At 44.3% G+C, this 22,575-nt stretch carries 16 protein-coding genes; 11 read left to right on the top strand and 5 right to left on the bottom strand.

All coding sequences use genetic code 11. The features are described from left to right. Window positions 1-16 precede the first annotated feature (16 nt). Window positions 17-1,321, top strand: coding sequence for a pyridoxal-dependent decarboxylase (locus tag BMX44_RS01135; RefSeq protein WP_090627136.1), 1,305 nt, complete (start codon window positions 17-19; stop codon window positions 1,319-1,321). 57 nt (window positions 1,322-1,378) lie between these two features. Here the strand turns inward: BMX44_RS01135 and BMX44_RS01140 are convergent, their stop codons facing one another. The 4 genes from BMX44_RS01140 to BMX44_RS01155 form a co-directional block, all read right to left on the bottom strand. After that, window positions 1,379-2,020: a hypothetical protein gene (locus BMX44_RS01140; RefSeq protein WP_245738776.1), complete on the bottom strand. Its 642-nt coding sequence runs from the start codon at window positions 2,018-2,020 to the stop codon at window positions 1,379-1,381. 273 nt (window positions 2,021-2,293) lie between these two features. Continuing rightward, the gene (locus BMX44_RS01145; RefSeq protein ID WP_090627138.1) at window positions 2,294-4,153 is read right to left on the bottom strand and encodes a GMC family oxidoreductase; all 1,860 of its coding nucleotides are present in this window, start codon (window positions 4,151-4,153) and stop codon (window positions 2,294-2,296) included. Window positions 4,154-4,166: 13 nt separating this feature from the next. After that, window positions 4,167-6,998, bottom strand: coding sequence for a hypothetical protein (locus BMX44_RS01150; RefSeq protein WP_090627140.1), 2,832 nt, complete (start codon window positions 6,996-6,998; stop codon window positions 4,167-4,169). A 246-nt stretch (window positions 6,999-7,244) separates the two neighbouring features. Continuing rightward, window positions 7,245-7,517, bottom strand: a complete 273-nt coding sequence (locus BMX44_RS01155; RefSeq protein ID WP_090627142.1) for a hypothetical protein — start codon at window positions 7,515-7,517, stop codon at window positions 7,245-7,247. Window positions 7,518-8,194: 677 nt separating this feature from the next. On the opposite strand from BMX44_RS01155, the gene BMX44_RS01160 reads away from it, so the two are divergent. The 8 genes from BMX44_RS01160 (at window position 8,195) to BMX44_RS01195 (ending at window position 18,881) form a co-directional block, all read left to right on the top strand. Then, window positions 8,195-8,758 carry a hypothetical protein gene (locus BMX44_RS01160; protein WP_090627144.1) on the top strand — a complete coding sequence of 188 codons (564 nt, stop codon included), beginning with the start codon at window positions 8,195-8,197 and terminating at the stop codon, window positions 8,756-8,758. 408 nt (window positions 8,759-9,166) lie between these two features. After that, window positions 9,167-9,334, top strand: coding sequence for a hypothetical protein (locus BMX44_RS16695; protein WP_177167629.1), 168 nt, complete (start codon window positions 9,167-9,169; stop codon window positions 9,332-9,334). 375 nt (window positions 9,335-9,709) lie between these two features. After that, window positions 9,710-11,239 carry a peroxidase family protein gene (locus tag BMX44_RS01170; RefSeq protein ID WP_245738777.1) on the top strand — a complete coding sequence of 510 codons (1,530 nt, stop codon included), beginning with the start codon at window positions 9,710-9,712 and terminating at the stop codon, window positions 11,237-11,239. 100 nt (window positions 11,240-11,339) lie between these two features. Continuing rightward, a complete protein-coding gene (locus BMX44_RS01175) occupies window positions 11,340-13,007 on the top strand; it encodes a lipoxygenase family protein (RefSeq protein ID WP_245738778.1) in 1,668 nt (555 codons plus the stop codon). A gap of 301 nt (window positions 13,008-13,308) precedes the next feature. Beyond that, the gene (locus tag BMX44_RS01180; RefSeq protein WP_090627150.1) at window positions 13,309-13,515 is read left to right on the top strand and encodes a hypothetical protein; all 207 of its coding nucleotides are present in this window, start codon (window positions 13,309-13,311) and stop codon (window positions 13,513-13,515) included. Window positions 13,516-13,582: 67 nt separating this feature from the next. Continuing rightward, window positions 13,583-14,950, top strand: coding sequence for a patatin-like phospholipase family protein (locus BMX44_RS01185; protein WP_218143895.1), 1,368 nt, complete (start codon window positions 13,583-13,585; stop codon window positions 14,948-14,950). A gap of 39 nt (window positions 14,951-14,989) precedes the next feature. Next, the gene (locus BMX44_RS01190; RefSeq protein ID WP_090627154.1) at window positions 14,990-16,444 is read left to right on the top strand and encodes an aldehyde dehydrogenase family protein; all 1,455 of its coding nucleotides are present in this window, start codon (window positions 14,990-14,992) and stop codon (window positions 16,442-16,444) included. A 97-nt stretch (window positions 16,445-16,541) separates the two neighbouring features. Then, window positions 16,542-18,881: a peroxidase family protein gene (locus tag BMX44_RS01195; RefSeq protein WP_218143896.1), complete on the top strand. Its 2,340-nt coding sequence runs from the start codon at window positions 16,542-16,544 to the stop codon at window positions 18,879-18,881. A 259-nt stretch (window positions 18,882-19,140) separates the two neighbouring features. On the opposite strand, the gene BMX44_RS01200 is transcribed toward BMX44_RS01195, so the two are convergent. Then, window positions 19,141-19,920, bottom strand: coding sequence for a DUF5995 family protein (locus BMX44_RS01200; RefSeq protein WP_245738779.1), 780 nt, complete (start codon window positions 19,918-19,920; stop codon window positions 19,141-19,143). Window positions 19,921-20,763: 843 nt separating this feature from the next. Here BMX44_RS01200 and BMX44_RS01205 point away from each other — a divergent pair. Beyond that, window positions 20,764-21,219, top strand: a complete 456-nt coding sequence (locus tag BMX44_RS01205) for a hypothetical protein (protein ID WP_090627156.1) — start codon at window positions 20,764-20,766, stop codon at window positions 21,217-21,219. Window positions 21,220-21,257: 38 nt separating this feature from the next. Further along, window positions 21,258-22,568, top strand: coding sequence for a hypothetical protein (locus BMX44_RS01210; protein ID WP_090627157.1), 1,311 nt, complete (start codon window positions 21,258-21,260; stop codon window positions 22,566-22,568). Window positions 22,569-22,575 lie beyond the last annotated feature (7 nt).

Below are 22,575 nucleotides of genomic sequence, written 5' to 3' on the forward strand. Positions count from 1 at the left end.
TTGAACACGACATATTATGCGCCTATCTCGACGAAAATTTCTTGGATTAACAGGAGCCGCCACATTGGTTGCCACCTGTTCGCCCATTGCGCTTGCTGGCCAGACACCCCGAAATGCCTTATACGAACAAACATCTCCCGGCCTGAAAGATTTGTCGGCATTGGCCCGGCAGAGGTCAACCATGCTGGGTTATCCGATCAATCTGAATTTCCCTCCCGCTGCATTTTTCAAATGGCGGGAAAAATTGAATACAGCCGGATTGGATCAATTTAACTTTAATAACGTTGGCGACCCTTTCAAAAAGGGCCATTTCTCGTATAACACGCATGATTTTGAGAAAGAGCTGATCGAGCGGTTTGGCACAATTTATGGCTTTGCACAAAAAAAGGTGTGGGGATTTTTGTCCAACAGCGGCACTGACAGTAATATGCACGGCATTTACATCGGCCGTACGCTGTTGCACTATCGAACCGGCACCCTGCCCAAAATCTATTTCACCCGTGAAGCGCACTACTCGATTCAGATCCTCAGCAATGTGATGAACCTGGACCGGGTTGTAGTTGATACCGAAGCGGACGGCAGTATGGATATCAGCGATCTCGAACAAAAGTTGAGCGCCAATACTGATTATCCAGCGCTGGTAGTCGCAACGGTCGGCACGACATTCAAGGGCGCCATCGACTCAATCGACGGCATCCAAAGTAAACTGAAAGGACGTGACTATTATTTGCATCTTGATGCTGCATTGTTTGGCGGTTATCTTCCACACACCCCTTTTGCAGATGAGCTTTTGCAGATTCGCCGCACCGATCAGTCACCGCGTTATCATTCCATAGCTGTTTCCTGCCACAAATTTTTCGGTTACCCGTCACCTGCCGGTTTATTTATGACATCACAAGAAATTTTTGAAGAGTTTGAGGCGCAGTTTGCCAAGATTCACGATCCCCAGTATATTCTGCAGGTACCGGGCACCATCACCTGCTCACGAGATTCAGTGAAACCCGCCGAATTTTATTTTTTCAGTTCGGATTCGGAATTATCACGCCAAAAATCAGACGCCCGGCTGATGCTTGATAATGCTGGATACCTGCATAAAGAGATGCTGACACACCTGAAGCATCTCGAACCGGAACGTACCGGACAACGTTCGCCTATCGTTTATTTCAGAAAACCGTCTGAAGAAATCGTTGACCGCTATACACTGGCAGTCATGCAGTCTGATCGCAAACACAAAACGACAGCATATGCGCACGTAGTTGTCATGCCACACGTGAGCAAGAAGACACTGGATCGTTTTCTGGAAGATCTCTCAAGGCAGTAAACTCTATCATAGTGGCAGGGTGAGATATGAAGTAACAGTTAGCAGAAAACGCAACAACTATTTAATAATTCTTTTGAGCGACCTCAGGTTGGGCACTCTGATTAGGTCCGTTTTATTGAATGTAAATAAAAACAAAAGAGTATAGTCATTATAAAATGTCTCTGTCCAATAGGGCGGTGTTGAGTGAACAAATCGGCCGGACGGCAATTCGAAAATGTTCAAATAGAAGTTTGCATACCCTATCTGGTTCTGTGATTTATAGACGGACAATTCAGGCACTGAAATCGGCAGTAACGTTCCACTGATCGGTGGAATACCAAAAAATGTCTCACCATACTCGGTACCTAACGAATTAACAACAACATTTACACGATACTGTGCATTCTTTGGATTTGCCAGCACATAACCCTGTTTTCCCAGCCAGCCCCCAACAATCTCTCCAATAAACGCGCTGTCTTTACTCAACCCGGTTGTCGTCATTGTGACTTTCGAACCTTTCGGAATCGATACGAAATCGTATGCCTGCCGGTCCAGACTTCTTGAAACAGCCTCGCTCTGAAGTAATTGCTCGATAGCAGTTTTGGGAGATTGCGTCGTCTTTTGTGTTGTAGAGCAGGCGGACATCATCAATACAGAAACTATGCCTGATACGGACAATCCTATTTTTTTATTTATACGCACTTTCGATATGTGCCCCATATATTCAATTAATTATTGGCTATATTCCTGCTGGACCAGATTTCAGGCGAGGTTCGATACCGCTTCTCCAGCGGTTATTCCTCAACCCGGTCATAACAGTCAGAGAGCCTGTGAAATCAGGTTTTTAAAGTAATGGCCAGAAGTTGCATGACCAGAAATCGAAAGGTATTGCGGACAAGAAAAAATGTAGCTAAAACATCCGGTAGTTTTCAGCCGTCTTGCGCTCAAGCATTGCCTGCTAAAACATGACCGATAACAATTGCTGCTAAATTTTCATGACTTGGTAGCAGCAACAATATCATCCGCTGCCTTTTCTGCCGCCATATAAATTGAAGTCAAAATAAAAAAACCCGGAATCTTTGGAAAAATAGAAGCATCCACTATTCTCAGATTCTTTGTGCCATATACACGAAACTTACTGTCGACTACACCATTCTGGTCGCGCGGTTTCATTGCACAGCTTCCGCAGGCATGGTGCCCCCAGGCTTCGTTCTTTACAAAATCCTTAACCACTTCATCTTTATCTTTATTCCGACCACCTGGCAGGATTTCTTTATCAACAAGGTCTGCTATCGATTTAGACAGTTTTTCACGGCAAAATTTTACGATCTCAACAACACCATCCAAATCCTCGTTATTGACATCAGTCCCTTCATTAAAATAATGAAAATTGATGTAAGGGCGTTTCCTTGGGTCTGTCCCAGCCAGTTTCACACGTCCGCCTGTATTGCACGTATGTGCTTTTAAAATTGTCCATGATAAAAAGTCAGGCTTTCTTAATTCAGCAGAATAATTTTTATAATATCCATGAAAATCTCCCAGAAATCCCATAAGAAAAATGTCCGGAACAGATTTATCGGGAGATGAGCGCATAATTGAGGAGACCATTACACCATTGGTAGCATATAACCCTTTCCGGTATTTTTCCCATTTTTTAAAGTGCGCGTCGTTAATATCGAATTCTGCTCCTTGCAGGAAATTCCAGGGATGCTTCATTTTGTTGACCACACTGATTTCATAGCGATCCTGAAGATTTCTGCCAACGCCTTCAAGATTCAGCTTCTGCCGAATACCCATATCGCTGAGATGATCTTTGGGCCCTATGCCGGACAGCATCAGCAGTTGGGGTGTATTAAACGCACCTCCGGCAATAATAATCTCTTTATTGACTTTCACTTGTTTGATCAGCCCTTTTTCACCACTGCAATTTTGATGCGCTTCATAAATCCGCTCACCTTGCAGATATTCAATGCCGGTCGCGCGCTCAGGATCTGCCTCGTCAAACAGAATCCTTGATGCCAAACAGTGTAAACGTATATGCAGATTTCTCGAATACTTCGATTGCGCATCGAGAAGCAGCTCACGGGTGCCATGTCGTGTAAATCTGGCGGTTGTCAAAGGCGTGTAATATATGCCGTTCTCTCGAATATCATTCAACCGCGCATCATTGGGATCGAAGCGTCCGCGCAACAATCGCTTGATTTTCAGCCATAAACTCCCACCTCTTGAAATGATAGCGATTCTCGTTTTTATAAACAGTTTTAAAATGCGGTACTCTAACAACGCCCTGAAGAGAATTTTTTTTTCAGTACGTAACCAGCCTTGCCAACCATGGCCGCTGATATCCAGCCCCAAGAAACTGAACAGTCTGCTTAGTGGCCGATAATGACAATCTTCCATACGCCTGAAATAATGCCGCATTTTAGCTGCGCTCCAGGAATCGTCCTTCATTGTTTCAGCGATATAATCCCAGTCGGCATTATCCGGATACACAGCAATCATTGCGTTATGACTGGTACAGCCACCGAGTGTGCCCGCCCGAGGATACAGAACGCCGTCATGCTCCGCACTGTATTTAGAGTCACGCTGTTGCTGTGCATTATCCTGATAGTGCCTTACCCAGAAATCCCAGGAGAGATCCGGATGTTCCGCTGCAAATGGATGAAAAACCGGCACGCTGTAATCAGCCACCACATTACGGTGATGATTACTGCGATCACTTTCATTACTTACCGGATCTCCGCCAGCTTCAAGTACTAAAACACGAAATCCCGCCTGCGCCAGACGGGCAGCGACCACGCCGCCGCCCGCACCGGAACCTACAACGATATAATCAAACACCTCTTCAGACATAACCACCTACGGCCTAGAAGGTTTTGAGATAAGCGATCAAGGCCTGCTTATCATCATCAGATAGCTCAACGCCAAAGTAATGCCCGCGGTTAACAACATAATCGGGACATTTACTCAAATCGAGCAGAGAGTTGACAAGATTACTGTTGTAAAAAACTGACTTGGCGTGTGCTTTCACTGCGGGCGTCACTAATTCCTCTGGTGTGCAGGTTCCTCCCAACTCCTTGGCAACACTCAGAAAATCCAGACCGATCCGGGCAAGTTTCATTAAGTGGTCGAATCCCATTTCTTCATCATGATCAGGGATAACTTTTGTATTTACCAATAGATTGACAGGCATACCCTCAGGAAACGGACCGGCTTTAAAATCGCCATTTTTCTCAAATGCCCACGGGGCGATCCAGTTTAACAACCCGCCAAAAGTCTTGGCACCCGGTATATAACCAGCCGGTATCTTTACGCAACTTGCCGCTGTTGTGCGATAAATATATCCTGGTACAGGCGTAGCAGTTTCGCCATCCATTCTCCGCTGGTCAGGATTCAACATTTTATTGATTGAATCATAAAATACCGCCATCCTGCTCGACACACCAGGGTTATAGGGATCAGCACCGCCATATGCTTTCTGATAGGTATCAGGATACATATGTTGATAGCCCTTGCTTTCATGTGAATAATCGCTTTTCTCATAAGCATATTCACCGGCAGCACCCGAATAATTACCATAAGCTTCTTCGGCAGCTTCATAATACTCAATATGCCCTACTGAGTTATTGAGTAAAAACGGGGCCGTAGACCAAAGACTGATCAGAGAGGCAGGACGGGTGTAACCCCGGCCATTACCCAATGGCTGGAATGTACTGGCTTCGCCGGAGACAGGATGATGTACAACCAGTTCGCCTGCCGCAGGCAGTTGCTTGTAGGAAGTGGAAGTAAAATTGTCCCAGATGTCTCCTTTTAGGCCATTCGTCGCGAGCGGGCTGCAAGCATTGGTTTGCAGCAAATCAACAGGAATGCGTCTCTCGGTCGACAGAAAATTGTCACATAAAAACGGGTCCTTACCTTCGGGACAAGTTTCATCACGTTCTTCAGAAAAAACCAATTCTTTCATTTTTTCCTTGAATTCATCGGTCTGAGTCCATTCCCAGTACTTGTCCCAGCATTTACGGTAATTTGCCCCATTGCCCCCCCCGACACATTCACCCGTATCGATACCGGATTCCGGTGGTGATTCAGGAATTTTACTGGAATGACAAGCAGCGCAATTTTCAGCAAAAACTATTCTACCGCGATCAAGAACATCGTTATCCGCTGAGAGATAGTTTTCTCCATCAGGCGCATCTTTTAGGTCATCAGGCGACGCACTTACTAGAAAAAAGATAGCCATATCGGCCGTTTGGTCTTCAGTAGCATTCCAATAACTGGAATTTTTCTGAGCATCGGCAATTCTAATAGGGGTAATCTTTTGAGTACCAATAACGGGATAAAAGTGTGTTAACCACTCTTCACTAAACAAACCGATATTTAAATAAACACGGTTTAACGCACCGAGAACCCCAACAGAATCAGCTCCATCCTTCAGCACTCGCGCGGTTTTTATCTGTCCTGTAGATTTATCCCAAAATGCGCCTAATTCGTTTGTTTGCGGATAATCATTAAACTGTTTGTTATCCAGCTCATCTCCCGTCAACTGTTCTCCACCCCATCTTAGTGTTGGCAGCAAACGCGAACCGAGACTGTAAACCGCGTTCATGGTGCGCGGATTGTTTATATAATCAGTCGAGATTAACGATGTATCCAGCGCGCCAGGAGGATTGGTATGAAACAGTTGATAAATGAAGTTGTGCTCTTGTTTCGCCGGCATATGCGGATTGCCAGGATCCCTGGGTTCATTGTCCCAGAAGAAAATGCGGTTTACCCAGAAGTATTGGGCACCCGGGTTTGAATTCAGCTCAGACCACTTGGGATTCTCCGGATCAGCCGGAGGATTGACCGGACTGGGACCAACGTGGCAAAAAGCGCATGACATACCAACGCGGTACGGTCTGACTAATTCCTTGTCATAGAAAAAATCCGGATTTGTATAATATCCGTCATTATTCTTCCCGGATGCCTGGCCTTCCTTCCATTTCTTAGCGGCCGCTTCGTCAAAGTTTGGATTGGGAAACAAGCGCAAACCCACTATCCCCGATGGTTCGCCATAAAATGAACCCACGGGAATGTTCTTGCCCCGAGCGCCTATGGCTACACCTGGATATTTTTCTGCATCAGCAAACGGATCTTCAGGGCAGCCATTAGCAGGATCGACAATTCGCTTATCCAGCCATAACCCATATTCATCGGGCTCAGTTGCTTTTTCAAAGCAGGGTTCATTGACAAGACCCAGATAAGCCCATCGTGTATCCCGGCCATATCCCTGACTGGGATGAGAAGACAGTATTTTTAGTAAGTCATAGGTTCCGAACGTATATTTATTGGCCATTTCATCCCAGAAACGATCATTACCTCCGGTCCAGACAATCCAGCTGTTCTGTCCTTTTATAGCAGCCTCTCGTACTTCCTCAGGCGCTATCTTCAATACTTCCGCCCACTGTTTGAAAACACCGATATCCGCGTTTTCTTGTTTTAGAACGCCCTTATCCATTTCAACAAAATAAGGTTCTGCCGCTGCCGGGAAACTGTCAGCCATTCTACCGGCAAGAATGGCTTCATCTTTCATCTCGCCAATCTTGGAATAATCAGGCAATACCCATGCCCTCACAGCCAATATAATCGCGGTTACAATGATTAAGGCCAGTATGAACAACGTCACAAACGTTCTTTTAAGTACTTTAGCAATACTCATCGCCAGTCCCCCCTGTAATATTAAATAATCTATCTAAATCACTTATTACATACAATTTATATTGCGCTGTCTGTATAACCGGGCACTTTCTAAACAACTATAACATTAGCCATTCTACGTCAAACATATAACTGTTACTATTTCTAATTTACATCAAGTTTGCTCGAGTTAAAAGCTACTGCTAAAGCGGCGTCGCTCCATATGTACAAAAATATATGACAAGGCAGTGCTACCAACACGGTCAAGTCATGCTCGCACACATACAGTCATGCGACTGTTAACAGTTTCATGATTAGAGAATATTGATAGCTGCAGCCCAGAACAAGAACGAACAGAACCCATTGCAATCAACATAAACATGGAACCAGTATCTATATCCTGATTAGCAGCGGATTTCCCATTTATTCCACAAATTTCATCGCCTCCTTCAATCAGCGTTATTGATGGAACTGATTGCAAAAAAGAATTTTCTTTGCTAATGCGCACAAACGCTTTGTTGTTAGCATTTTGCTGCTGCACTCGTTCCTCCTTTCAAAGAAATTAAGCTGTAAGCTGAAATTTCTTTGCAGACTAGCTTGCGAAGTAAACTGCTTTATGTGGTATGGAAAGATAGCGATATTCAGTCAGAATCTCTGTGAGAAAACTCACAATTCACACATGCATAAGTATCAATTTTTATATTGTAAATACTTGTTTGAAATTAACATATCAAAAAATTTTCTGGTTCCATGTAATCCTAAGTGGTTGTCCTCCAAATGATACGCATAGTACTGATATGAAATGTCGCTTTCCCATTGTACAAAGTAATGCGTGAAACATATGCAAGGCATTGGCACCGAATTCTGCATGCATCACAGAATAAGCCAGGATGAATATCGTCTGAATTCACTTTATAGACATACCAATTTTTTTCTGCTATCTTGCTTTCACAAAACCATAGCATAAAAATGGTTTTAAGATGGACAAATTGAACCAGCTCTAACTGCGAACGAAATGTAAAAAAAACAATTCTGCTATTAAGCAGTTTGTGCGGCCCACATTGTGTTCGTTTAAATTTAATCGAGACATTAATAACACAATACAACTGACAAATAACCGATCGCTGTAAAAAATTCGTTACATAATTGTCCCTCATCAACTGACAGACGGCCAGCGATGAGTGAATACAACGTCATACATTCAGGAATGTGAGGATTATGAAACAATTAATGATGGTCCGAAAATTGACTTTACTGCCGGTCCAATATTACAGCTCCAGTCCTAGTACGGTTATTATGATTTATCTAACGAAATCAACAAAATTCTACACATTGATTTCGATACTATCCGACAAGTCATGGCTCATTACAGAAGTTAGCTCACGACTGTTTGTCATTAAAGATTGCGTATTAGAGAACGATGTCCGAAAAACATCCGTCAACACGGACTTTGCCTTCAGTAAAACAGACAATACAGCTACGCAATCAGCACAATCTCATTCAATCCCGGGCTTTTTCCCTTGTTATGGCATACCGTTAGATAAGTTTTCTCTCCGATCATACAAGATTAACGCCAATAGTTATATCATCGCAATTATCTTCCATTCCAGTGATAAAACGCATGTCGATAGCGACTTAATTGCTGAGGGTTTTATTGAGCAAAAATCAACTGACCTTCTGCGGACAATCAGATTGTATGCTCCGTTACATTGTCATGCGAAGGAAAATGATGTTCAAAGCAGCAACGCCCTCAGAACATGGAATACAACCGGTTTTTCATGACAACCCGCCGATAGAAACACATGATTACTTTATTTTGCACTATTTTTTCCAGGAGGAACGGAATCCTACAAAGACAGCACAACAGTTGAAATGATTCGCTCGGCGATGTGATTTTTCTCATAGCTTTCATTGATGACTTTATGTTTTGCTTGAGTCTCTGGTGTTTTAGGCAGAATATTAGTTTAACTAAGGAAGAATTATGGCAAACAATGACTTTTCTTCGATACCGGCTACTGCAGCCATGCACCGAATCAGCCTAATCAGACTTGCATTGGCAACAGGCAACACGGATTCCATCAAAATCGATGAGGCAACTGTCGATCACATAACTGTTAAAGGTCTAAAATTTGAAATGGACGCTGGTACAACAGCACTGGTGAACTGTCGTGACAGAAGTACAAAATTCCAATGGCCGATTCAATGCACTGTAGGAAGAAACCTAGGCCAGGCGAATCACGATTGGGCGATGAAGACAAAGACATGGAAATCGCTGTGGAAGCTAATTTATCGATCTTCACTATTCTGGACAAACTGGTTGATCACTTCAAACGGCTCGTTCATAAGAACAAGAATTGATAAGGAACCTGCCAAACCAGTCAGTCGACAAACGTGCGTCTTCTTAACTGACGAACCCGGGTATATTGACGCATGCCTACGCTGTTGTTCATGTTTCAGCTTCGATGGGTGCCTTATACGGCACAAATGAATCTTTTCCCAGCAATATAATTGTTATGTATATGTCTGCCTGGTACATCGTATTACCGCTACGACATTCTACAATTGAAATTTTTCTTATAAATTACATTCACAACAAAATATTAATCTAATATCAGAACTGTTCTTTAGATGCGAAAAAAGCGTGCAGCATAACAACTAATTAATACAATAAGGAGCGCAGCAATGAGAGAATTATTGTTCAGGTTTGCGAATAGGTTTCCATGGATTGTTAGGTTGGCAACGCGAATAACCTGGTTAAGGCGCTTCATCAGCGATATTTATATCAATTACCAGTCTTACGCCACAAACCCTCGGCCCAGGCCTTTTTCCATGGCTGCGCCGTACACGACCTGGCGATCCTTAACTGACAGGTCTTTCACCGGACGCCATTTACCTGAAGAGCAGGGTAAACAAAACCTGCCCGACATCGAAAAAGTCGTTACTCTCTGGCACAGACGTAACAAACAGGAAATCCCGTCGCTTCACTCAAGCCTGTTGTTTTCTTTTTTTGCGCAATGGTTTACCGACAGCTTTCTCAGGACAGATCTGCTGGACCGGCGTAAAAACACGTCAAACCATGAAATCGATTTGTGCCAGATTTATGGTCTGAACGAAGAAATCACCAATCGACTGAGATTAAAACAGGATGGAAAGCTTAAGTATCAATATATAGATGGCGAAATTTTCCCCCCTTATCTTTTTAATGTCGAGCAAACTACAGCTACCAACTGGGTATTTGCCAGCGACGAGTTTGAACAGCTGCATCCCCGCTACGCCCTGGAATTTATTTTTCAAAATGTGCCGGAAGAACGACTTAAGCGTATGTTTGCCGTGGGATTAGAACACGGCAATTCGGCAATCGGGTACACCATCCTAAATACCATTATGCTGCGTGAGCATAACAGGATTTGCGATATTCTAAAGGAAGCGCACCCAGAATGGGACGATGAACAACTGTTTCAGACTACGCGCAACATCATGATCGTACTATTGATCAGGATCGTACTGCAGGATTACATTGGTCACTTTTCAAGCCTAAATTTTACCATTGAACCAACACCGGGCATGGTAGAAAAGCAGCGATGGTATCGTACCAACTGGATTTCTCTGGAATTCAATTTACTATACCGCTGGCATTCGATGGTACCGGAAAAATTTGTTGTCGATGATGAATCGTTTTCCCTAGATGAATTTCGTAACAATACACCACTGGTTGTACAGCACGGTCTCGGACCGATGATAACAGCGGCTACCAGACAAAGAGCCGGACGTATTGGGCTTCACAACACACCAGATTTTTTCTTCGAACCACTTCCGATCGGCAATGATAATCGCAGCATCATGACCCGTACGGTAGCAATGGGAAGACAAGCAAAACTTCGCTCCTATAATGATTACCGTGAAGCATTCAGCATGCCGCGTCTGGGCAGTTTTGAAGAGCTCACCAGCATTCCTGAGCTTCAACACGAGCTGAAAACACTTTATAACAACCGGATTGACGATCTTGAATGGCATGTCGGCATCTTTGCCGAAGACCATGATGAAGGTTTTATTCTCGGCCGGTTAATGACGCGCATGGTGGGCTACGATGCCTTCACCCATGCGCTGACGAATCCGCTGATGTCTGTTTATGTACACAACGAACAGACATTCTCACAGCAAGGATTAAAAATTATTGCAGAAACAAATACGCTTGCAGATATCATTAAACGCAACGTGCAAGACAGCAATAACGTTCTGGCAAGTTTTGAAACGCCAGCTTAATGAGGAGAATTATCAGTACAGCATTCGTAACATAACATAGTGTTTTTCCAGATCGCCAGAGCAAATCAGCCTCAGCATCAGTTAACAGGAGTAGAACATAATGAACAGGTTACCACAGCACGAAGACAACGCACGCAGGGTAGAAAAGCGGAGAGCATATCTTCAACGCATGCAGGCAGCTTATGAATACATCTATGAATATGCCGAAACTATCGCGATTGTACGGAAATTACCCTGGCGCGAAATCCCCGGGCTGGGTTATTGGATTCGCGGCGGACTGAATCTGCTGCTACTGGTCCCAAGCCTGCCCGGCCTTTTTTTAAAATATATACGCTATCTGTTAGGCAAGCCGCTTAACAGTTATCGAGATTTTGTTTTTTATCCGCTGAGCCCACAGCCCTATCCGAAACTGGTCGATAATTTCCAGCATGATCTGATATTCGGCCTACAACGCGTCAGCGGCGTCAACCCTGTTGTTCTGCGCGCAGTCACCCGGCAGCAACCATTACCGAAGAATTTGCCAGAACCTGAATTACACCGGATTTTTACCGAGCACATTGATGAAATTGACTATGCTACCGCCGTTACACAAAAACGTGTTTATATTCTGGATTATGCTGCGCTGGGTGTTTTGCAGCAACAGCCGGGGGAAATCGATGGTGGCTGCAAACAATATGTCACTACACCGATCGTTGCATTATTTCAGCAACCGGACGGTATGCTGCGGCCGATTGCTATTCAATTGCAGCAGGAGTCAGCCGCCGAGAATCCCATTTATACACCAGCAGACGGCAACCTCTGGCTGGCCGCCAAAACCTTTGCCCAGATCGCTGATGGCAACCACCATATATTACATACCCACGCAACGCGTATCCACTATGTCATGGAAGCTGTCATCATGGCATCACGCAGACAACTCTATAAATCGCACCCATTAACTGTGCTTCTATATCCACATTTGCAGCATACGCTCAATGTTAATCATCAACATACATTTCTGAAAGACCGCAAAGGCCGTCCGGGACGCTTTGGAGAATTATTTGCCGGTAACTATGAGGCGACCACTCAGTGCATGGCCAATGGCATGACCAGCTTTCATTTCAAAGCATCGGCTTTTCCGGATGATATTGCCAGCCGGGAAGTCGATAATCCCGGTCTTTTCTACCCTTATCGTGATGATGGCATTTTGTTATGGGATGCAATCCAGCACTTTAGCACAGAATATATTGACCTCTATTACAAATCAGACAAGGATGTTACTGACGATCATGAAATTCAGGCGTGGGCAAATGATATTGCCGCGCAAGATCGCGGCAGAATTCCCGGGTTTCCCATGAAACTTGAATCCAAACAAGTGCTGGCCGAAACAATCGGTCATATCATCTTCCTCTGCACCGCGTTTCATTCCTGCATACACTTTAACCAATATAAATACCCGGGGTTTGTTCCCAATATGCCGTTCTCCGCCTATGCCCCACCGCCAAATGGCAAAGACAGTCAAATAGATGCAGCGGATTTATTCAAGCTTCAACCAGCTTTTCGCGCTGCTTATTCACAGACCTGGACATTTTTTCAGACCAATTTCCGTGTTAACCGGTTAGGGCAATATAGATTACGGCAATTTGACCCGCAGGCACGCGCTGTCATAGAACGGTTTAGAGGCCGATTAGCTGAAATAGAAACCGAAATTGACCGGAGAAACCACAATCGTCTCTTTCCCTATGACCGTATGAACCCCCGGACGATTCCCAACGGAGTAACCGTCTAATAGTCTCGGCATACAAAATTCGGTTTTGCAGATATTTCGCTAAAAATCATATATCTTTTGACAAATTTTCTCTCAACACAAAGAAACAGCGACTAAAAGCTACACTACTCCCGTAACAAAATTCTGTTGAGCTTCGGGAAACAGCTAACACTGCAACAGAATGAGCAAGTCAAAAGAACACCAATTGCTGGCATTAGTTGTCTGCAAACAATTCTGAAAGGCGTCTACCCGTTTCTAAAAACTGGACACACTGAGTGATAAATGGTTTACTTTCAATAACCAAATTGGAGCAGGACATAGGATGCAATACTTGTTAGTTAAGTTTCGGGAAGATCGGGATGTTGTCGTGGATGGGCATATTCTGGGTGTTACAAACCGGGTGATTGAACTGGAAGAAGGCCTGCACACAATCAGTCTTGCAGAACCATATGACTTTATGCCTGACAAATACGAAATTCCCGTAATCAACTCCACTGTTGTAAACCCTGTAGAAGTTGAGTTTAATTAGTATGCTACAGCGGATCGTACTGATTTTAATATTCTGTCTGCTGTCTTCGGGCTGTGCCACGTATATATTGAATCAGCCTTTGGAAAGTTATGAGCCGGACCAAGGCTATCGGTTTCCTGCAATAATCGAAGACGATTCGCCGGATACACAAAATTCCGATTCTTTATTTGTCTGTCTGGCTTTCTCAGGCGGGGGCACACGTGCTGCGGCATTTGCCTACGGCGTTCTAGAAAAACTTCATGAGACTCCTATTCAATGGGAAGGCAAAACAAGCAGTTTACTGGATGAGGTGGATTGCATCTCTGGAATATCCGGCGGTTCATTTACAGCCGCTTATTTTGGTCTTTTTGGCAAGCGCATTTTTCAGGATTTTCGTGTGCGTTTTCTGAGCCGGGACATTCAGGGAGAACTGCTTGCACGCGCATTGAATCCACTTAACTGGCCGCGCCTTGCTTCACCTAAATTCAATCGTATCGATCTCGCGACTGAACTGTATAACGAAACGCTTTTTGATGGTAAAACGTTTGATGATCTGGTTGCGCGGGGAAAACGTCCGTTTATTATTATCAATGCGACCGATCTTGTCAGCGGACAATCTTTCGAATTTACGCAAAATCAGTTCGATTTCCTGGGTTCAGACCTTGGTAAGCTACCGGTGGCCCGTGCTGTTTCGGCTTCTTCAGCATTTCCTTTCTTACTCAGCCCCGTCAGTTTAAAAAATTACACACCGCCCCCGGAATTCTCAACACCGGAAGACATCGCGAAAGGACTAAAAAATTACGAATACAACCGACGTCTGTGGCATTGGGCTATCCGTCACTATGAATATCTGAATAAAAGTGAACGGCCTTACGTTCATCTGATGGACGGTGGGCTTTCGGACAATATTGGCATGCGCGCAATTGAAAACGAATATCGACGCAGCGGTGGTTTTATACGTCAACGAATAAATAGCGCCGGTAGAAAAAGCGGCATTAAGAAACTGGTTTTTATCGTGGCAAATGCCCGTACTGAAAGCCAGGACAAAATCAGCAAAAGCGATATACCACCGGAAATTTCAGAAGTCGGTTTTAAGACCGCGACTATCGCATTGGACAACTACAGTTTTGAAACTATTGAATCAATGCGCGATTTAATCAATCAACGCCGTCAAACCCAGGACACACTGGCACAATGTAACCGCAAGATTCTAGAGTGTCCTTCGGTTCAGCCTTTCCCTCAGCTAAGCCGGGAAATCGAGCCCATTTTTATCGATTTGAATTTCGAAGCTCATCCTGATCCGGAAATCAGAAAAGAACTACAAAGTTTACCCACCAGCTTCGTCCTACCTGAAGAAGCCGTTAACCAGTTAATACGTGCTGGAGGGGAATTGCTGGAAAATTCTGCCGATTTTCAAAAACTAAGACAAAAGCTGCAACCTAGCGTACCAGATTAATGACGTCAGAAACTAAACCCCAGGATATTCATTGTGAACATGACGGATCAACAAATCAATGCCTCGGCAAACGCCAGTTCTGCACAAACAGAAAACATCAAGCGGGTTTTTGGTAAACAAAAATCCAATGCGCTGATATTGCGCACCAGCACCGCCGACAACCGCATCGCCAAAATCAAAAAGCTGCGCGACGCTGTCCTGGCACGTCGGGAACGCATATACAAGGCTTGCTACGATGATTTCAGAAAACCGGAAACCGAGGTTGACCTGACAGAAATTTTTCCGGTCAAACTGGAAGCAAATCACGCCATTCAGCATCTGAAAAAATGGATGAAGCCGGTACATGTTATGCCCACCAAAGTTACTTTCGGCACACGCAGCTACATTCGCTACGAACCGATGGGCGTCAATTTGATTATTTCACCATGGAATTATCCAGTCAATTTGACTTTATGTCCGTTAGTATCCGCTATTGCAGCTGGCAATACCGTGATGATAAAACCGTCAGAAATGACACCTCATACATCGGCATTTTTGCGAGAATTGATCGAGGATTTATTTGATGAAAACGAAATAGCCCTGTTTGAAGGTGATGCCACAGTCTCCCAGCAACTATTAGACCTTCCCTTTAATCATATTTTTTTTACCGGTTCGCCAGCTGTTGGCAAAATTGTCATGGCAGCAGCAGCCAAACATTTGAGCAAAGTAACTTTGGAGCTCGGTGGCAAAAGTCCAACCATCATTGACCAGAGCGCCAATATCAAACAGGCCGCCAAAACCATGGCTTTTACCAAATATACAAACAATGGCCAGACCTGTATTGCCCCGGATTATGTTTATGTGCACTGCGCTGTACAACATGATTTTGTCGCAGCAGTCAAGCAGGAGATCAATCGCGCATATGGTCAAACACCTGATGCTCAGCAGGCCAGCCCTGATTATGCTCGCATTATCAACAACAATCATTTCAATCGCATAAAAGGACTCACTGATGACGCTATTGCGCATGGTGCTCAGTTAGACGCTGGCGGCATCGCCACAGATGATGGCGAGAATTTTATTTCACCTACTGTATTGAGTAATATAGACAAGACAAGCAAAATTATGCAAGAAGAGATCTTCGGGCCTCTTCTTCCAATTCTTGTATTTGATGATATCAGCGAAGTCATTGATCATATTAATTCCAACGAAAAACCCCTTGCGCTTTATATATTCACCAATGATAAGGAAAGCGCACAAAAGGTTCTGAACGAGACGTCATCCGGCGACGCCTGTATCAATACAGGCCTGATACACTATCTACATGCCAATTTGCCATTCGGAGGCGTAAACCATAGTGGTATCGGAAAATCTCATGGCATTTATGGCTTCCGTGCTTTTTCACACGAACGGTCTGTAGTACGTAATCTCTTTGCACCTACACTACTATTGGCACCGCCCTATAACAAATTCGTAAAATGGCTGGCCAAATCTGTTGTCAAATATATGAGTTGATAGGCAGATTGGCTTACTGTTTTTTAGTGCCGAGAGTAGCTACAATAACTTGTTGGCCAACTAAATTCATGCGGTCGGCGGTCGGGTTTATTTTGCGATGACTATTATAAGCGATGTGAATACCAATGACAGCGAGTATAAAGCACTGCTAGCAGAAGTTATTCGTTTGCTTGAATCCGGTGAGCACAAAGCAGCGTTGGAACATCTGCACCACCTGTGTCCGACAAAAATGAATGGCGATGGAAACGCATTGCTTGGACTGGTTTATTTTCGCAACGAGGCCTACGAAATGGCCGCAAAATACTACGAAGCAGCACTTAAAACACAACCCGGCAGCGATGAATGGCGCGACATGCTGGCACGCGCACGGGCGAATATGGTTGCTGAAATCCAGCGCCCCGTTCCCCCAGTTCATTTTTTTGAACGCGACACACTGCTGGCTCCGGCAATCATTACCCAAAAAAAACTGCCTGAACCAATACAACCAGGTATCACGCCAGCTATCCTCAAGCGAATAAGATATATACTTGGCAATAGCATAGGCATTCTTGCAACAGGCATAATGAACGGTATGACGCTGTTATGGGGCACCCTTGCAGGCTATCGCGACAGAATTTGGACTAACTGGTATCGGCGGGGTATTTTTCTGGGAATTTTGACGCTTGCCTACATGCGCGAATGTCTCAATAAAAACAATCTCAAAACAACCTATCCTGCCGACAAACTTGTCGGTTTCCAGCCGAAGCATCAGAAACCGCCCGACGGTGTAACACACTTTCGGACGGCCGATGGCACCTGGAACAATCTTGCAGATCCCAAAGAAGGCGCGGCCGGAACACGATTTCATCGCAATGTTGCAAACTCAGCGATCCTTCCCGAAAGTGGCGACAGATTGATGACTCCGAATCCTCGTGAGATCAGCAGGCTTTTACTGACACGCAGCGAGTCAATGAAGGAAATTCCTTTCTTGAATCTGCTGGCGGCCGCTTGGATTCAATTTCAAAATCATGACTGGATCAGCCACGGTGAAAACGTATTCTGGGAATATCACAAAATCCCACTTTCTGAGCACGATCCTGCGCGAACCAAATACCGGCAGACATACATGTATGTTCCCAAGACACAGCCCGATCCTACTCACACGGCTGGCAAAGAACAAACGCCCATTACCTTTATCAACGAGGTCACGCATTGGTGGGATGGTTCGCAAATCTATGGCAGCGACCAGAAAACAGCCGATTTTCTTAGAAGCGGCATGAATGGCAAGCTGCGCATAAACAAAGACGGAACGCTACCGGTTAATAACAATGGTATCGAAGAAACAGGTTTTACGCGGAACTGGTGGGTTGGCCTCGCAATGTTACACAATCTGTTTGTACTCGAACATAACGCTATTTGCGATCATCTTAAATCAGCATATCCCAAATGGAGTGACGACCGTTTATACAATGTGGCACGCCTGATCAATGCCGCGGTTATTGCAAAAATTCATTCTGTGGAATGGACGCCGGCTATTTTACCGAATCGCTGCCTCGATATTGCACTCAACGCGAACTGGTTTGGTATTTTAACCAATCTTTTCCGATCCGAACGGAACCGCAAGACCGTCGCCGATATAAACGTCCGAAACCCAGAATTGGGCGGCGTTGTTGGCAATCCCATAGATAAACACAATTCTCCTTACGGACTCACCGAGGAATTTGTTGAAGTCTATCGCATGCACTCGTTATTACCTGAATCTCTCACGCTGCGCACCATAAGCAACGAGAGGCCTATCGAAACAATACCAATTGCCGAAACCCGGCAAGCAGGCTCATCCAAAATCACTCAACGCATTGCATTGGCAGATTTGTTTTATTCGTTTGGTAAAATGCATCCCGGACAGCTGGTACTCAACAACTATCCGAAATTCATGCAGGAAATGAGTATCCCGGGTAATCCGCTTTTTGATCTCGGGGCTGTTGATCTGCTGCGCGCCCGCGAACGTGGCGTTCCCCGTTATAATGAATTTCGCCGTCAACTCGGATTGAGTCCAATTAACACATTTGAAGACTTGACCGACAACAAGGAGCATGTCCGTACTATCTGCAGTTTGTACGGCAACGATGTAGAGCTGCTGGATCTGATGATAGGCACTTTAGCTGAAGGTCACCGCCCAACCGGTTTCGGATTCGGCGAAACCATGTTTCAAATTTTTATGCTCAACGCAACTCGACGCCTGCAAGCGGATCGCTTCTACACCGACGACTACAATCCACGGGTGTACACGCAGGAAGGGCTATTGTGGATTGATACAACTGATTTTAAAACTGTATTGTTGCGCCACTATCCTGAACTTGGCCAGACCGGACTGGCGAATATCAATAATGCGTTTGAGCCCTGGGATACGGAAATACCGCTTGATCCGGAACGGCATCCGCTACACAGCTTATCCTAGGACAGGATTTTAAGGTATCTGAACCACTGTAATCTACTGGTCCACGTTCAAGCAGATCCGCGTTACAGGCAATATGATTTGAAATAGCGAAAAATAAAGTAAACACGGCATGAAATCTGCAGCTATTCATCATGTATAACAGAATGTGTCAGTACTAACTCTGATTCCCTGTTTTTGATCAAGCCAGCAAGAGACAAGACAACCCTATTACTCGGTCAAACTCTTAACAGTCCATAACAGGATGCGGTGATCATTTAACCTATTCCAGTATCTCAATATGCTGGCGTGTAGTCCCTCGCTCACCTAAACGAATCATGAGACAAACAAAAGATTTGGCAAATCCCGGACGGGATATCACTTCTGAAAACATGGCGACAAGCTGATCTTTTTTCAAGATTTCCTGTGCACGCAGTTCTTCTGATAAAGGCGCCAGCGATTCTGCAAATGACCAGGCAGCTTCCCGCGCTTTTTCCATGCTGAAATTGATAACGATATCGTCCGCTTCTGCAACAAAATTATTAAAGAATCGGAGCAATGGCCAGATACCCGCTAATTTCTGCTGCACTCCCTCTACCTGACTGGCCAATACCACATTAATTTTATCAAAATCATTCTTCATATCCGGTAATTCACTGGCTGGAACAGTATCAACAACGGCGATTCCCAGATCTAAATTAATATGTGCATTCATCCCCAATAATAAATGCTGCAATACAAGAGGACGCCAGTGTTGGGTCTCTTGAAATGCAGCCAACCAAGACTGGGTTGGCTGTTGACCTGTTAAATATTGAAAGCATGCATGAATATAACGATTTGCAAATATGACAGTCAGCCGGGTAATACGCAAATTGTTTTCAAACATATTCTGCTCGATGCTTATTTTTGTTTGCTCCAGAATCTGACGATATAGCGCCGCAAAATATCCGATACGTGAATTATTTTGTTTTGCCCAGCTAATGATATGGTTTATCTGTTCGATCGCACCATTTATCGATGATGCTGGTTTCGAGATTGAATCTGGAAATGCTGTAGTAACCATAGCATTAAATCTATTTGACAGACAGATAGAAAAATAAAGCGCATTCACATCATACTGAAAAAATTTTTATTAGCAAATGCTGAAATGCTGGTGTGAATCCGACTACCTGTACACTGAAATGGCGCAGAAATCACTTTCAGTCATTTATATCGAAGTTTCGCTGGCCAAGCCCAATTCAAACAGGATGTTGACAGAATTATCGCAACAAAATGAGCATCAGTTTCAAATTGGATTGTAAAGTGAAAGAAACCGCTCTAGCGCAAAACTGAAAAGTGTTTGCCTCGTGTAATGTATTAGGCGCCAGACAGAGAACCCGAGATTTGGCTTTTCCAGGAAGGGACTGGTTCAATTGACCATGAAAATGATTTTGTATCCAACGTGTTTGGCCGTTAGATCAGTCGCGGACAACAAGCATGGTTAGGAAAGCACATCTATTGTCGAGAACACGTCGCCGGGAGTTATGGAGATTGCAGTTCGAGCAATTACTATCAGTTACAACCGTTACCAGAGAATGAGTTGATATTGATGCGGCTGATTTACAAAATTCATCTGGAAAGACCGCAATCTGATTCCTGGCGTATTGTATTGTTTAACATGGCAATTACATAGTTAAAAATATGTCCCCAGGAAATTTATTCTGCAACTGGTAATGTTTCTTGTACCTTTTTTATGGATTGTGCTAAAGTCCTTATCATAGTTATTGTTAAAAAATAGGTGGATGCTGTTATTCATAAAATCATCGCATAAATAAAAAATAAAAGCTTTTGAGCTGTTCAGGCGTTTTGTTCTCTTGGAATTAATAATTTTTGAGTGGATTTTCAAATCTTTTAAGGAGTAACGAAAATGAATAATACGGTAAAAACCTGGTTGGGCAAATCGCGTGAGGAGCTTGATGAAATCTATCGTAATGCCGAACCGGGCGACATTCCGAGTGGCGATACGCATGGCACTGCCATATTAGCCGGTTCTATATTTTCAAAAATCGTCGCTGCTTTTGCTCGTCTGTTTGCATGGCAGGGCAAAGTGTTCGATCTTTTCTGTCCCGAAGCGCAGGCTGGCCTGCTTGTCAATAAAATAACACCATTCAGCCTGTCATTCATTGTTGCAAAAGTGTATCGTGATAAAAGCTGGCTGGATGGCAAAGATACCATTGTTATAGATTATTCCAAAACTTCATTTGTTGCCAAAGCAATCCGCGACGAAATTCGTGAAATAGAGCCTGGTGTCTATCTAGGCAAAGTATGGTGGGGAAAATGGCGGGTTCTTGATTTTGCCCTGACCCGCGATAACGTCGATTAGAGATTATGTTCAAACAACGCCCAGCTTGAGACAAAATCATGACACCTCAATCCACTTTTATGATTACCGCGACGGTGCGCGTTGGAGAGCTTAAAAATTTACGCGCATTGTTAGCATCATTAAACCAGGAAGAAATACCTGGCCACGCCAATCCTGAAAACGATCTGATACCATTTGGCAAATTTGACCGCCTGCATTTTGCGCGCTTTGTCATTATAGAAGCAAAAACGGCACACGAAATCACTGCATTTGGTGTCAACCCGAGACCATGGCGCCCCACCCTTGCTTTTCTTGGAGACATAGACGGCGACCGGGTATCATTTCTGACTCAACTAGCTGAACATGCCGCATCCGGCCTGAAACAAATATTTTCATATTGTGAAGATTTTTCCGAAGAAGATTCTGACTTGTTGGAATGGATGAAACGCCATAATGTCAACCAACAGGCAAACTACGTCAACTGGATTGGTCGAACAGTCAAACAAATTCATGAAGAAGCCGCGCTACATCAGAGTTTGTCAGCTTATTTACAACAAATCGTCGATGAAGTCGGACGGGAGAACATTCGGCAGCTACGACAAAAACTGCTGTCTTATGTTGAAATGGAAAAGCATAAGGGCAGGTTGACCCTCACACCCCCAGAACCAACACCTGCCGGGTGGAAAACTAAAAATTTAGCGCATAAGTTTGGCGTTCCACTGATACTGCTGCTCGTATCACCAATTTTCCTGATTATTGCGCCTTTTTTTGCGATACGGTTACGAATGCTGGAGCGTTCGGATCCAGAGCTTTTTATAAGAACCAGTCGCGAACACATCAAGACCCTGACAGTTCAGGAGGATTGGGATGTAAGCAATCAATACAGTGTTTTCGGCGATGTGAAGCCTGGCCTTTTCCGTTTGCTAACCTTCAAATTCATCGTTTTCCTGACAGACTACATCGCGAAGCATATTTATAACCGTGGTTATCTCACGCGCATTAAAACCATTCATTTTGCACGCTGGGTATTTGTGGATAACAACCATCGTGTCTTTTTCGCCAGTAATTATGACGGCAGCCATGAGAGCTACATGGACGATTTTATTAACAAAGTCGGCTGGGGCCTGAATCTATTGTTCAGCAATGGTGTCGGTTATCCGACAACCACATGGTTAATAAAAGACGGTGCGCAACGGGAACATCCGTTCAAATACACACAACGGCGACATCAATTACCTACCGAAGTCTGGTATAAGGCTTATTCGGGGTTAACTGCCGTAGATCTGGCGCGTAATAGTCGAATACGGCAAGGAGTAGAAAACCGGCAATGGAATGATGCTGAACTCCGCGAATGGTTGAGCTTGATTTGAGCAGGAG

The organism is Nitrosomonas marina (assembly GCF_900110145.1).
Classification (GTDB): Bacteria; Pseudomonadota; Gammaproteobacteria; order Burkholderiales; family Nitrosomonadaceae; genus Nitrosomonas; species Nitrosomonas marina.

Excerpts from the sequence above, each read along its gene's own strand:
- BMX44_RS01135 (WP_090627136.1), top strand. The coding sequence starts at position 17 with ATGCGCCTATCTCGACGAAAATTTCTTGGATTAACAGGAGCCGCCACA.
- BMX44_RS01140 (WP_245738776.1), bottom strand. The coding sequence starts at position 2,020 with ATGGGGCACATATCGAAAGTGCGTATAAATAAAAAAATAGGATTGTCC.
- BMX44_RS01145 (WP_090627138.1), bottom strand. The coding sequence starts at position 4,153 with ATGTCTGAAGAGGTGTTTGATTATATCGTTGTAGGTTCCGGTGCGGGC.
- BMX44_RS01150 (WP_090627140.1), bottom strand. The coding sequence starts at position 6,998 with ATGAGTATTGCTAAAGTACTTAAAAGAACGTTTGTGACGTTGTTCATA.
- BMX44_RS01160 (WP_090627144.1), top strand. The coding sequence starts at position 8,195 with ATGAAACAATTAATGATGGTCCGAAAATTGACTTTACTGCCGGTCCAA.
- BMX44_RS16695 (WP_177167629.1), top strand. The coding sequence starts at position 9,167 with ATGGCCGATTCAATGCACTGTAGGAAGAAACCTAGGCCAGGCGAATCA.
- BMX44_RS01175 (WP_245738778.1), top strand. The coding sequence starts at position 11,340 with ATGAACAGGTTACCACAGCACGAAGACAACGCACGCAGGGTAGAAAAG.
- BMX44_RS01180 (WP_090627150.1), top strand. The coding sequence starts at position 13,309 with ATGCAATACTTGTTAGTTAAGTTTCGGGAAGATCGGGATGTTGTCGTG.
- BMX44_RS01190 (WP_090627154.1), top strand. The coding sequence starts at position 14,990 with ATGACGGATCAACAAATCAATGCCTCGGCAAACGCCAGTTCTGCACAA.
- BMX44_RS01195 (WP_218143896.1), top strand. The coding sequence starts at position 16,542 with ATGACTATTATAAGCGATGTGAATACCAATGACAGCGAGTATAAAGCA.
- BMX44_RS01200 (WP_245738779.1), bottom strand. The coding sequence starts at position 19,920 with ATGGTTACTACAGCATTTCCAGATTCAATCTCGAAACCAGCATCATCG.
- BMX44_RS01205 (WP_090627156.1), top strand. The coding sequence starts at position 20,764 with ATGAATAATACGGTAAAAACCTGGTTGGGCAAATCGCGTGAGGAGCTT.
- BMX44_RS01210 (WP_090627157.1), top strand. The coding sequence starts at position 21,258 with ATGACACCTCAATCCACTTTTATGATTACCGCGACGGTGCGCGTTGGA.